The organism is Adhaeribacter sp., from assembly GCF_057359045.1.
The window spans coordinates 16,258-29,166 of the sequence record NZ_JBMQUD010000066.1; the positions used below are offsets into that span (position 1 = coordinate 16,258).

13 protein-coding genes and 1 tRNA gene are annotated in these 12,909 nt (G+C 43.5%); 9 read left to right on the forward strand and 5 right to left on the reverse strand.

What is annotated here, in order from left to right:
* Positions 1-124: 124 nt before the first annotated feature.
* Positions 125-424 (forward strand): transposase, encoded by a 300-nt coding sequence (locus ACO1R6_RS10590; protein WP_486264572.1) that lies wholly within the window; start codon positions 125-127, stop codon positions 422-424.
* A 269-nt stretch (positions 425-693) separates the two neighbouring features.
* Here the strand turns inward: ACO1R6_RS10590 and ACO1R6_RS10595 are convergent, their stop codons facing one another.
* The 5 genes from ACO1R6_RS10595 to ACO1R6_RS10615 form a co-directional block, all read right to left on the reverse strand.
* A complete protein-coding gene (locus tag ACO1R6_RS10595; protein WP_486264573.1) occupies positions 694-1,653 on the reverse strand; it encodes a hypothetical protein in 960 nt (319 codons plus the stop codon).
* 219 nt (positions 1,654-1,872) lie between these two features.
* Positions 1,873-1,956 (reverse strand) — tRNA-Leu (locus ACO1R6_RS10600).
* A 66-nt stretch (positions 1,957-2,022) separates the two neighbouring features.
* The gene (locus tag ACO1R6_RS10605; RefSeq protein ID WP_486264575.1) at positions 2,023-2,559 is read right to left on the reverse strand and encodes an iron-sulfur cluster co-chaperone HscB C-terminal domain-containing protein; all 537 of its coding nucleotides are present in this window, start codon (positions 2,557-2,559) and stop codon (positions 2,023-2,025) included.
* Between the two features lie 74 nt (positions 2,560-2,633).
* A complete protein-coding gene (locus ACO1R6_RS10610) occupies positions 2,634-2,924 on the reverse strand; it encodes a putative quinol monooxygenase (protein ID WP_486264576.1) in 291 nt (96 codons plus the stop codon).
* A 185-nt stretch (positions 2,925-3,109) separates the two neighbouring features.
* Entirely contained in the window at positions 3,110-3,883 is a 774-nt protein-coding gene (locus ACO1R6_RS10615) for an SAM hydrolase/SAM-dependent halogenase family protein (protein ID WP_486264578.1), read from the reverse strand.
* A 97-nt stretch (positions 3,884-3,980) separates the two neighbouring features.
* Here ACO1R6_RS10615 and ACO1R6_RS10620 point away from each other — a divergent pair, with 97 nt between their 5' ends.
* From ACO1R6_RS10620 to ACO1R6_RS10655, 8 genes are all read left to right on the forward strand, one after another.
* Positions 3,981-5,003: a PhoH family protein gene (locus ACO1R6_RS10620; RefSeq protein ID WP_486264580.1), complete on the forward strand. Its 1,023-nt coding sequence runs from the start codon at positions 3,981-3,983 to the stop codon at positions 5,001-5,003.
* Between the two features lie 163 nt (positions 5,004-5,166).
* The gene (locus ACO1R6_RS10625) at positions 5,167-5,628 is read left to right on the forward strand and encodes a GNAT family N-acetyltransferase (RefSeq protein ID WP_486264582.1); all 462 of its coding nucleotides are present in this window, start codon (positions 5,167-5,169) and stop codon (positions 5,626-5,628) included.
* Entirely contained in the window at positions 5,621-7,753 is a 2,133-nt protein-coding gene (locus ACO1R6_RS10630) for a ComEC/Rec2 family competence protein (protein ID WP_486264584.1), read from the forward strand. Before ACO1R6_RS10625 ends, ACO1R6_RS10630 begins: the two co-directional genes overlap by 8 nt.
* Before the next feature lie 115 nt (positions 7,754-7,868).
* Positions 7,869-8,642, forward strand: a complete 774-nt coding sequence (locus ACO1R6_RS10635; RefSeq protein WP_486264586.1) for an enoyl-CoA hydratase/isomerase family protein — start codon at positions 7,869-7,871, stop codon at positions 8,640-8,642.
* A gap of 44 nt (positions 8,643-8,686) precedes the next feature.
* Positions 8,687-9,151: a sterol desaturase family protein gene (locus ACO1R6_RS10640; protein WP_486264588.1), complete on the forward strand. Its 465-nt coding sequence runs from the start codon at positions 8,687-8,689 to the stop codon at positions 9,149-9,151.
* Positions 9,152-9,157: 6 nt separating this feature from the next.
* Positions 9,158-10,042 (forward strand): MerR family transcriptional regulator, encoded by an 885-nt coding sequence (locus tag ACO1R6_RS10645; protein WP_486264589.1) that lies wholly within the window; start codon positions 9,158-9,160, stop codon positions 10,040-10,042.
* A 677-nt stretch (positions 10,043-10,719) separates the two neighbouring features.
* On the forward strand, positions 10,720-11,235 hold the full coding sequence (locus ACO1R6_RS10650; protein WP_486264590.1) for an RNA polymerase sigma factor: 516 nt from the start codon (positions 10,720-10,722) through the stop codon (positions 11,233-11,235).
* Between the two features lie 87 nt (positions 11,236-11,322).
* Positions 11,323-12,801, forward strand: coding sequence for a phytoene desaturase family protein (locus tag ACO1R6_RS10655; protein WP_486264592.1), 1,479 nt, complete (start codon positions 11,323-11,325; stop codon positions 12,799-12,801).
* Positions 12,802-12,909: the final 108 nt, after the last annotated feature.

The window sequence follows — 12,909 nt, forward strand, 5'->3', positions numbered from 1 at the left end:
CGCATCAGACGCTTTGTAAAAGAATACTATTTTAGTAAACAATAATCTGCTGCCGTGTCAGGTGTTATCACCTGACACCATTTCCCTTGTTGCGGTTTTAAGACAATCAAACCAAATTTTAATTATGCTCACAGAACACCCGCAATTTTTTACCGCCACGGCTTTGGATTGGAAGCATTTGTTAAAACCAGACAAATACAAAGATATTATAATGGCGAGCTTGAAATTCTTGGTAGAAAAAGAGCGGATAAAGCTGTTTGGCTTTGTTTTAATGCCCAACCACCTGCATGTAATCTGGCAAATGTGGGAGCATATTAAACAAGCCGATGTGCAACGGGATTTTCTGAAGTATACCGCCCAACAGATTAAATTTGATTTACACAAAGCCATCCGGCCGTACTGGCGAAATTTCGGGTACAGGTAAAAGACCGCTCTTATCAGATATGGGAACACCGGCCGTTATCTGTACCATTGTGGTCTAGGCCGGTGTTTGAACAAAAGCTGGATTATATTCACCAGGCTCCGGTGCAGGAAAAATGGAAGCTAGCAGATTTGCCGGAGAATTATTATTACTCCATTGCCCGGTATTATTTGTTAAATGTAGATGATTGGAGATTTATTACGCATTATGCAGAGTAAGTGTCAGGTGATAACACCTGACACGGCGAAGGCAAAATCTAGATATATGCTTGCTTATGATTTGGAATCTTTATAGAGATTTAATAAATATTTGTTCATAAATGCTCTTATCTCTCCTTGCGTAAACCCCGGATACTTTTTATAATTAATTACTTTATTAATTACATCTTCCCTTTTATTTTTGTCTTCTAATTTTTCAAACCCTATATCAGTTACTCTTAAATATTCAAGTAATGTTTCCTTTATATCTTCAACAGGAAGAACTGTACCATAAGAAATTAGATCTTCATTTGGAACTTTAAAATTCCTAGCAACAAAGCCTAATGATCCTCCATATGGGTTATCTTGGGAAGAAATCCAATATTTTTCACCTTCAGTCTTCTTTAGAGCCCTTACTTCATTAGTTAACTGGTTCAAACTGTTTAAAATAATTTGGGTCTCATTAGCTTCTTGTTGAGTCAACCCTTTTGAAATAAAGTTGGGAAAGTTTTTCAAAAATGCAGAGTAGCCGGGGTCTTTAGATGCCCTATTTGTGGCTTTTAGCATTTGAGAAAGCTTTCCTTTAAACTGTTTAATTTTAAAAAAATGCAGATCAGCAGGATACTGAAGGTGTTCTAACGTATTTATATCAAAAGCAAAGGGTAGTTGCCCATCATGAACTATAACAAAAGGCTTGTCAAAAGCAAGTCGTAAACCTAATTCAAACATGACGTTAGGATTTCTACTGCTTACATCACAAACAACAATGTCATCATTGTATACATTGTAAATAATGCGGCTCTGAATACTACCGCTTTCATCCGCTTCACTAACAAGTCTGCAATTAAAACCAAGCTCTACAATTGTTTCAGTTAACATTTCTTTAACCTCTAGCCAGTGTCCAATAGAGTAACCATTAGTATCGGAAATTGGCATAATCAAGCCGCACATAGGCGCCTTTTGCGATGTTATGTCTTTTTCTTCGGATGATTTATTTTCGTCAGATTGGCTTTCTTGCTCCTGCTTTTTAGACATATGTTTTAAATGTTTATGATCTTATGATCAAGATCTTACAACTTTCGCAACTTCTATCTATTAGGTTTTATCATCTAATACTCACCTAATAATGATTCTTGTGCTAATATATTTATTACATCTTTAACCAACAACCTAACATCGTTGAAAATTTAAAAACAGTTTATAAAGTTGCTAAAAACAAAAAAGCCTTGCAAATAACTTGCAAGGCTTTTAATGTACCCAGAGCCGGGGTCGAACCGGCACATCCGTGAAGATATTGGTGTTTGAGACCAACGCGTCTACCGATTCCGCCATCTGGGCAGGTAGAATTTCCAATATTTATGTACCCAGAGCCGGGGTCGAACCCGATTAGTTCTGTGCCCTGTGTTACGATTGGGATGCAAACTTAGATAAACTTTCCTGAATTCGCAATAAATATTTTTTCTTTAAATAATAAGTTTTTACCTGTTGCAGGGCCTCGTCGTGGGTAAAACCCTCCAGCATAGGGTATTGGTTCAGCGTTGGTAAAATATCGGCATCGAGGGCGGCCGCAATACCCGTAGCTTCCTGGCTAACCTTTTGGTAGGTGGCCGGGTCGTAGTCAAATTCCAGTTCCATTAATTGCTCGTTCAGGTCCATCATCTCCATTAAAAAGTCCTGGGGCAATTCGTTGTTTTTGCCTTCTTCGAGCAGGTTGTGCTGCTGCAGTATATATTGCATGCGCAGGTCGGGGTTGCTCAGGGTGCGGTAAGCGTTGGTGTTTAGCGTAGAGAGCGCCAATATTTCGCTTTGCTTCTCGGGCGTTTCGTTCGCGTGAAAATCGGGGTGGTATTGCCGGCTAAACGCGTAATATTTCTGCTTTATCAAACCTTCGTCGGGCAGAAAGCTTTCGGGTATCTCGTAAAAGCTAAAGTAGTTTTGCATTTTTAGTTTTTATAAAAAGTAGTTCTTCTGGCACGGTTTGTTTCCAGGTATTTATGCCTTATTGGCCAGCCAGCTTAAAAGCTTACTACCACCGACGAAAAAGTCTGCGGTGCGGCGGAGAATAAACTTTTGGTTTCGGACCAAACCTGGGCAAAGAAAGCCGAGTGCCGGTACTGGTTTAAAACTTCTTCGGAATCCCAGTGGCTGTAAGTGGTAAAAATATACGGGTGATTGGAGTCGCGCCACAGCTCTAAATGCCGGCAGCCCGGGTAATTCCGGATTTCGGATTGCGCATTTTTGTAAATATTTAAAAATGAAGCCGCTTCGTCTTCCCGGAAAGTCATGCGTACCACCCGTATTAACATAATTGTGTTCTTAGTTTTTAAATACCAGCGCTCAAAAAGTCAATAATTTTTAATTTTTGGGTATGCCCATGGTAATATTATTTGCCTGGTTGCCCGCTACACTATTAGTGTTTGGTATGTACTCGTAAGAAAAATAAAAGTTAAGAGAATATTTCTGTAGGGGTTGGCGGGTATAACCCAAATCTTTACACCGCCGGGTAAAAGTTAATATCTACCCGCGAATCGAAGTAAAGGCCCAGGAGTTCGGCGGCGTTGCCTTTGTTAATACCAATGGTAAGCTGCCCCGAACTGGTAAATACGCAAACGCAATCGCCTTCGTCTACGGCGTTAAAGTTGGTGCTAAAGCGTTCTACAGTTTCGCGGCCAAATTTAACGGTAAAGGTACGGCCGTGCCCAATGGCGTCAATGCTGTCCTGGGTAATATCGGTTATCAGGTTACCGTAATGGTCTACGTGAATTACGTGGCCGGTAATGGCGTGGTCGGTTAGGCGGAGTTGTCGGTTTAGGAGCTCGCGCATGTTTTTGGTTTCGGTACCCAGTTCGCGTATGTCGCCGCCTTGCGCCAGAAAAGCCGCCGCCGGGCCCAGAATTTGTTTAGCCGGGTGGGCTGCCGGGCCTTCGGTGTTAATTTCTATCAACAGGTCGGGCCGCGATTCGGTTAATAAAGATAAAATGCCGTTGTCGGCCGCTAAAAAATAATGGTTTTTGTATTTTACAGCGTGGTACCGGCCATCGGCGTTGCCTTGGGAGTCTACGGCTACCAGGTGTACAGTGCCCTCGGCAAAATCCTGGAAAACGGCCTGCAGCACATAGTAACCATGGGCAATATTAAACGGGTCGATGGCGTGCGAAATGTCCAGGATTTGCGCCTGGGGGCTGATTTTCAGAATGCTGGCTTTAACCGCTGCTACGTAATGATCAGTATATCCAAAATCAGATAAAAACGTAATCAGAGGCATATATTACGAATTAAATTTGCACAATATTTGTTAATTGCAAAAGTAGAAATATTTTAGAAGAATAATTCAGTTTAAACGGTAAACAACCTAGAGCAATTTGGTAGAAAAAATTATAACCCTGGAGAATATATCCCTGATAGATTTCCTGGGAATTGAGAATCAGAATATTAAGCAACTCGCGGCGGCTTTTCCGAGCAGCAAGATTATTTCGCGGGGCAACGAAATTAAAATACAAGGTAAAACGCCCGAAATAGCGAAGATTAACGAAATTCTTTCTTCGCTGATTGAGCATTACCATAAGTTTGGCAAAATAACGCATACCAACGTGAATAAATATATATCGCCGGAAGCGGAGGCCCCGGAAGAAGCGGTGCCGGCTGCGCCTGATGTGTTGCTCTACGGCAGCAAAGGCGGCCTGATTAAGGCCAAAAGCCCCAACCAGCAGCGCCTGGTAGATGCTGTAGAAAAAAACGATTTGGTATTTGCCCTGGGGCCCGCCGGAACCGGTAAAACGTATATTTCGGTAGCGTTGGCCGTGCGGGCTTTAAAAAACAAAGAGGTTAAAAAAATAATTATTTCGCGGCCCGTAGTAGAAGCCGGCGAAAACCTCGGCTTTTTGCCCGGCGACATGAAAGATAAAGTAGACCCTTATTTGCGCCCCATTTACGATGCCCTGGAAGACATGATTCCGGTTGAAAAGCTTAAATATTATTACGAAAACAAAATAATAGAAATAGCGCCGCTGGCGTATATGCGGGGCCGCACGTTAAATAATGCGTTTGTGCTCCTCGACGAGGCCCAGAATACCACGCCCATGCAAATTAAGATGTTCCTGACCCGGATGGGCCCGAACTCGAAAGTCATGATCAACGGCGACCGTTCCCAGATAGATTTGCCTACAAAGCAAAAATCGGGGTTAATAGAAGCTATTCATATTCTGCGCGACGTGAAAGGTATTGTAATGGTAGAACTGAAGCCCGAAGATGTGGTGCGGCACCGGTTGGTACGCGAAATTATTGAAGCGTATACCAAAGCCGAAGAACAAGCCCAAACCCGCGACACGAATTACCAGCCCCGCAATAATTATCGCCACGCCGAAAGCGCCGGCGCTAATGGTTAAGGGTTAGGTAAATCATATAAGTAGCGTTTGTCGCGCTAGCTGTTTAAACCGGTTTTACCGTACTATTGGCTAAAGCTCATTTTAGGGTAAATACCGGTTTAAACACGAAATATTACTATCGGTTCTGGATATAAAACCTTGCGTAGTACCTAAATGCCTGAATATGGCCTACGTACCACGTGGAACATACAAACAAATGGTTTTTGTTAGCAAGATTGAAGATATACGGGATTTAGATGCGGCTTTTACCATTCGGGAAAAAGTGTTTGTAGAAGAGCAGCAAGTTCCCGCTGATGCCGAATATGACGAACATGAAAAAACGGCGCATCATTATTTGGCTACTGTAAACGGGGTGCCTTGCGGTGCGGCCCGTTGGCGCCAAACCGACAAAGGCATAAAACTAGAGCGTTTTGCCGTATTACCGGATTACCGCAACCAGGAGGTGGGTAGCCATATTTTGCATAAAGTTTTACAGGATGTAAAAGCCGCGTATCCCGGCAAAACGGTTTACCTGCACGCCCAATTACCGGCGATATCTTTTTACGAGCGCCAGGGCTTTGTAACCGAAGGCGACCTGTTTAGCGAGTGCGATATTTTACATTATAAAATGGTATTGTGTGCTTAGGTGGGCGCCTTTCCCTTTTCTACGCTTTACTTTTTTTCTGAGTGCCGGTATTCTGGCGTACTTAGCAGTTGGTCAGTTACCCGTTTGGCTTCCCTGGCTTTTGGTTATTGTTAGTGGTATATCTTTAGCGCTTTTCTTTTTTGCCGGATTTCAGAAATCAAGCTTTTTAACCGATGTAACGGGGCTCACTGGTTTACTATTGCTGTTTATCCTGGGCTTTGTGCTGACGCATTACCGAACGGCCCGGCACCAGTCAGCTAATCTAAGTCGGCATAGCGGTACCATTAGCCATTACGTGGGCGTGGTAGACGATTATATAGTGCGTAAGCCCCATACCACAAGTACTACCTTGCGGGTGAAAGCCGTAAAAAGCAACGGAACCTGGCAAGAAACCACCGGGTGGGTACGCCTAAGCCTTAAAAAAGATACTTTGGCGCCGGCTTTAACTTATGGGGCCATTTTGCTGGTTAAAGGAGCGTCGCAACCTGTACAACCACCCTTAAACCCCGGCCAATTTAATTACCAGCGCTATTTAGCCAACCAGCAAGTATACCACCAGCATTATTTAGCTGGTCAACAGTTTAAGCAATTGGGCCAGGAACCTAATTATGCTTTAATGGATTGGAGTATTCGGGTCCGGAACCGGCTAGATGCCCAACTGCGCCGGTATATTCCTGCGGAGCGCGAATACGCAGTAGGCGCGGCTTTGCTGTTAGGCATCCGGGATGCTTTGCCCGATGACATTAAAGCTAACTTTTCGCGGTCGGGCACTATGCACGTGTTGGCGGTTTCGGGTTTACACGTAGCAGTATTGTTCTGGATAATTAACTTACTGCTGGGCAAATGGAGTAAACGCCGCCGGTTTAAATATTTTCGGTTTATAATTTTATTCAGCTTTTTTGGCTTTTATGCCTTTGTAACGGCTTTGTCGCCGTCGGTGCTTCGGGCCGTGCTTATGTTTTGGTTCCTGGCAGTTGCCGATACTTTCCGGCGGCAAACCAATATTTACAATACCTTGGCGGCTACGGCTTTTCTGCTGCTGCTCATAAACCCGTATTATTTGCTGGATGTAGGTTTCCAGTTGTCGTTTCTGGCTTTATTTGGTATTGTATATTTTACGCCCAAACTCCAAAGTTTGCTTACCCCAGCGGCTTACCCGCTAAATTTTACCTGGAAAATGGCCTGCGCTACCGTGGCCGCCCAAATTACCACCTTGCCGCTTACGCTTTATTATTTTCACCAGTTCCCGGTTTATTTTCTGATGGCTAACCTGGTGGCCATTACTCTTTCTAACGTAGCATTAATAGTGGGCTTGCTGTTACTGGCTTTAACGTGGTGGCCGGCCGTAGCGGTTAAGCTGGGGATAGGTTTAACGTATTTGCTTTCGTTTATGAACCAAAGCAATGCCTGGTTGTTGCGGGTGCCTTTTCCGGTAATAGATGGTTTTAGCCTTACGGTCGTGCAAACCTGGCTGCTGTATGGGCTCCTGGTTTTATTGGTGGCATTTCTGGTACGTAAAAAGCTACTGTATTTTGGTTTGTTTACGGGTTTATTAATGTGTTTCTGCGGCCTGCAAGTAATCCAAACCATTGCCCGTAACCAAAATAATCACTGGGTAATTTACCACACGCACCGCGCTACAACTTTAGGATTTGTTCAGGGTAAGTATTTGCACCTGCTCGCCGATAGTAGCTTTTTCTTTAACCCGCGGCACGCGCAATATGTGTTGCAACCCCACGTGCAGCAAGCCGGTCTGGCAGTAGTTAGCCACGACACGTTACCCAACAGCCTCCGGAAAACAACAACGGTGCCGGTGCGGCTATTGCCCGATGATAATTGGTTGATACATTGGCAAGGCGTAAAAATATTCATTTTGCGGCAACGGCTTAACCTGGAAAGCTTGGCTCAACTTAAGCCCGATTACATCTTGTTAACCCAAAATGCGTATTTCCCGGTAAACCGCTGGCCAACGGAGTTAAAAGAAACAAGAATAATTATTGGCAGTGCCAATGGCTACCGGTACCAGCAACGCCTGGAACAAGCCTTGGCCCAAGCTGGTATAATTTATTACAACCAGCATAAGAACGGGGCATACCTGGGTTACCTGCCGACCACTAAAAATTAACTCCGCCGGCTAAGTACAAAAAGTAATAAGATACGTTTCGGCCAATATGGTTTCAGGCGGCAACTTATAAAACGTTCCGGCGGTATCTGACAGAATAAACAGCGCATTTTGGCCTATGGATTTTGTACAATACAAATCAGAAGAAAGAGTAGGGTACATTACTTTAAACCGGCCCGATAAACGCAACGCGCTCAATTACGAAGTGGTGCGGCAGTTAAAACTAGCTTTTGAACAAGCCGAAAACGACGCCACCTGTAAAGTGGTGGTGTTACAGGCTACCGGCGATGTATTTTGTGCTGGTGCCGATCTGGCTTATTTACATACTTTGGCCCAGAATTCTTACTCCGAAAACCTGTATGATTCTACGCACCTCATGCAGTTGTTTCACCAAATTTATACGCTCAAAAAAGTAGTAATTGCCCAGGTGCACGGCCACGCCATTGCCGGCGGCTGTGGTTTGGCGGCGGTTTGCGATTTGGTGTTTGCCGTACCCGCAGCGCAGTTTGGGTATACCGAGGTAAAAATTGGGTTTATTCCGGCCATAGTTAGCGTTTTTTTACTCCGGAGAATAGGCGAATCGCGTACGAAAGAATTATTACTGACGGGCAATTTGATTTCTGCCGAAAGCGCCCTGGCCTTAAGCCTGGTCAATTACGTGGTACCGCCCGATGAACTGCCAGCCGCCGTGTTTGATTTTGCCCAAAAGCTTTGCCGGGAAAACTCAGGGCAATCGATGGAACTGGTAAAAGAGATGCTTTACCATCTGCCCGATCTTACCCTGGAACAAAGCCTGCACTACGCAGCCGACATGAATGCAGTGGCCCGCGGCACCGCCGATTGCCAGCGGGGTTTAGCCGCTTTTCTGAAGAAAGAAAAATTTACCTGGTAAAAAGGTTATTTTAAACATAAACATAATTTTTAGGTTGTTTAATTATGCTGGCGAACATTGGTATTGTATTGGTTACTTTTGTGCTCATGGAAGGTGTAGCCTGGTTTACCCATAAGTACATATTGCACGGCTGGTTGTGGTTTTTGCACCGTTCGCACCACGTGCGGCATAACCACGCTTTTGAGCGCAACGATTTGTTTTTTGCTTACTACGGGGTGCTGGCCATGCTCTTTTTTATTTATGGCAGCGAAAAAATGGATTATCGTTTTTGGATTGGCACCGGCATTAGTTTGTATGGCTTAACTTATTTTCTGGTGCACGATATTTTTATTCACCGCCGGATAAAATTATTTCATAAAACCTCCAACACTTATCTTAAAGCCCTTAATATAGGCCACAAGGTACACCATAAAACAACCGATCGGGACGGTTCTGAAGTATTTGGCATGCTCTGGGTGCCGGTAAAATATTTTAAATTGGCCCGCAAAAAAAGAAGTATTCATAACTAAAAAAGGGTGGCGCAATATTCTATTAAAGATCTGGAAAACTTATCTGGCATTAAAGCGCATACCATTCGTATTTGGGAGCAGCGTTATAATATTTTAAACCCCAAGCGCACCGAAACCAACATCCGGTTTTACGACGACACAGACTTAAAAAGTATTCTGAATATTTCGCTACTGAACGAGCACGGCTTTAAAATATCCCGGATTGCCAAAATGTCGGGCTCCGAAATAGCCGAGGCGGTTATGACTATTGCCGATAAAACGGTACAGTATCCGCAGCAAATGAATACCCTCATTCTGGCCATGATTGAAATGGACGAAGAACGTTTTGATCGCACGCTTTCCACGATTATTCTGCAGAAAGGTTTGGAGCGGGCCATGCTGGATATTATTTGTCCGTTCCTGATTAAAGTAGGCATTTTGTGGCAGGCGGGCAGCATTAGTCCGGCCCAGGAGCATTTTGTGAGCAATATTATCCGGCAGAAAATAGTAGTAGCCATTGACGGGCAAGTGATTGCCAAACCCAGTGTAGCTACGCGTTATTTATTGTTTTTGCCCGAAGGCGAACTGCACGAAATAGGATTGCTTTTTGTAAATTATTTGCTGCGGGCGCGTAACCACCACGTAGTGTACCTGGGGCAAAATTTACCCTTTCCGGATCTGGAAACCAGCATTCTGGCTTACCAGCCGCATTTTATTCTCACGGTTTTTACTTCGGTTCCGGAGCGGGAGCACATGCAGCCTTATCTGAATGCTTTAGCCGCGGCTGCCAGGGCGGCTACCGTATACGTGTGTGGGCCGTTAGTGCACCAGGAGCATCTTACTTTTCCGGGTAATTTGTCCCGTATCAATTCCCTGCCCGAGTTTATCGATCACTTAAATAATGCGGTGTAAACAGTGTGGGTCTGCTTTTCATGACCAGTAGGCTGCGAATAATATTTGCCGGTGGCCAACCCTCAAAAACTACGCGGTTAAATATTTATTTTTTAAACCCCCTTTTCCAAAAAATAAATCTGCTTCTCTTAAGTAAACATAGTGCCTAAACTATAAGCTTATAATCTAACCACTTGGTTAAGGCGCTTACCTGATTCGGGTCTTGTTTATTTGTAAATACAGCTGCCCAATAGTTTATAGAGCTAATATAGTTTTCTAGACAAGTTCAGGACAACAATAATTGTTCGGGAGGCTTATAGGCACCGGTAATATTACTTCCTAAACAAACCTATTTCTGGTATTCTGTATTTCTGGCCAGCAGGTATTTCTGACAGAAAGCAATGTTTTTCGTGCTATACCAGAATTTCAAATCCAGCCCAGTTCTCCGGGACAAACCAATCTTTCCCATTCATTTAAGCCCCATTATGCTTAAGTGCCTGAATCTTAATTGAAAATATTTTTCTTTTGGGTAAATCCGGTTCTCTTATTAAAGACGTACGTTAGGCTGGTTTATCCTAAGTATTAAATGGTATTTTAAATTATTGTTTATAGTTGTTGTTAAAATTATAAACAATATTTGTGTATAACCGTATTGTAGTTTATATTTGTCTAAAGTTTTAATAATAAAGTTAAACAAAATGACTGCAATTGAATTCACCAACCAGGTCCAGAAGTTGTCCTATTCGCTAAAGCCAGTTGCCATGAACCTGACCCGGGACCTGGATGACGCCAAGGATTTAATTCAGGAGACATTATTAAAAGCTCTAACCAATAAAGAAAAGTTTAAAGCCGGTACTAACTTAAAAGCCTGGCTTTATACTATTATGCGCAATTCTTTTATTAATAATTATAATAAAATTACCAAGCGCAGCAGCAATCTCGATAACACCGATTTTTTGAAGTACCTGAATGCTGATGAAAGTTACATTACCCAGAATGGCGCCACTTCTAAATTTGCCCTAAAAGACATAGATAATGCCATTGCTTACCTGAATGAAGAATACCGGACACCTTTTATGATGTATTTTACCGGCTATAAATACCTGGAAATAGCCGAAGAATTAAAAATACCCATTGGTACTGTAAAAAACCGGATTCACCTGGCCCGCAAAGAATTAAAAGACATGCTGAGCGTTTACAATCCGGCGGCTTAAAGCCCGGCAGCGTTTGTTCTGATTAATTTTTTTAGCTTTAACCGGCCGTAAGCGCAATCAAAGGCAAGAACTTGCGGTATACAGTACATGGGTAAACAAAAGGAAGTAGTTGTAATAGGAGCCGGATTTTCTGGTATGGCGGCAGCTACCAGCCTGGCGCAGCAAGGGTTTGCGGTAAAAGTGCTAGAGAAGCACAGTACCCCGGGTGGCCGCGCACGCTCTTTTTCAGCACAGGGTTTTACTTTCGATATGGGCCCCAGCTGGTACTGGATGCCCGATGTATTTGAAAAATACTTTAAAAAATTTAACAAAACCACCGCCGATTTTTACCACCTGCATCGCCTGGACCCATCTTATACTGTTATTTTTGGTGCCGATGATTTTATGCCGGTGCCGGCGCAATTACCCCAATTAAAGACTTTGTTCGAATCGCTGGAGCCCGGCAGTAGTAAACAGTTAGAAGCTTTTTTAAAACAAGCTGCTTATAAATACGAGGTAGGTATAAATAAACTGGTTTACAAACCCGGCCTTTCTTTTACCGAGTTTCTGGACCCTAAGCTGCTGTTAGATGTTTTCCGGTTAGATGTTTTACAATCGATGCACCAGCACGTGCGTAAGTTTTTCCGGCACGATAAAATAATTAAGTTAATGGAGTTCCCGATTCTTTTTCTGGGAGCCTTGCCGCAAAATACCCCGGCCCTTTATAGTTTAATGAATTACGCCGATATTGCTTTAGGTACCTGGTACCCCATGGGCGGCATGTACCGGATTGTGGAAGGGATGGAAAACCTGGCCCGTGCCGAGGGCGTAGAGTTCTATTATAACCAGGAAGTAACTTCTTTTGCTACGGATAATAACCAAATAAACCAGGTGCATACCCGTACCAGTTCGTTTAACGCCGAGGTGGTAGTAGCCAGTGCCGATTACCACCACGTAGAAGATAAATTGCTGGGACCGGCCCAACGAAGCTACTCCGAAGATTACTGGCAAAAAAGAGTAATGGCACCTTCTTCGTTAATATTTTACCTGGGCATAAATAAACGCTTAAAAAACCTGCAGCACCATAATTTGTTTTTCGATGAGGATTTTGAACCGCACGCCCGCGAAATTTACGAAACACCCCGCTGGCCGGCCAACCCGTTGTTTTACGTGTCGGCGCCATCAGTAACCGATAATACAGTAGCGCCGCCGGGTTGCGAAAATTTATTTATCCTGATTCCGGTGGCACCCGGTTTAGAAGATACAAACGCCATTCGGGAGAAATATTATGATTTAGTTATGCAGCGCCTCGAAAAATTAACCGGCCAGGAAATACGGCCGCACGTAATATTTAAGCGTAGCTACGCGCATCAGGATTTTGTAAATGATTACCACGCCTTTAAGGGCAATGCCTATGGTTTAGCCAATACCTTAATGCAAACGGCCATTTTAAAACCTAGCCTTAAAAGTAAAAAAATAAAAAACTTATATTATACCGGTCAGCTTACGGTGCCAGGGCCTGGTGTGCCGCCTTCACTTATATCGGGGCAGGTAGTGGCCCAGGAAATTACCCAAGCTTACCGTTAATTAAACTGGTAATTAATACATAAATTAAAAGAAATCCGGTAACTTAAATAAATAACCGGCAGGGTAGGAGCAGATGCAGGTTTGGTTGTTGTAAAGTACATAAACGCT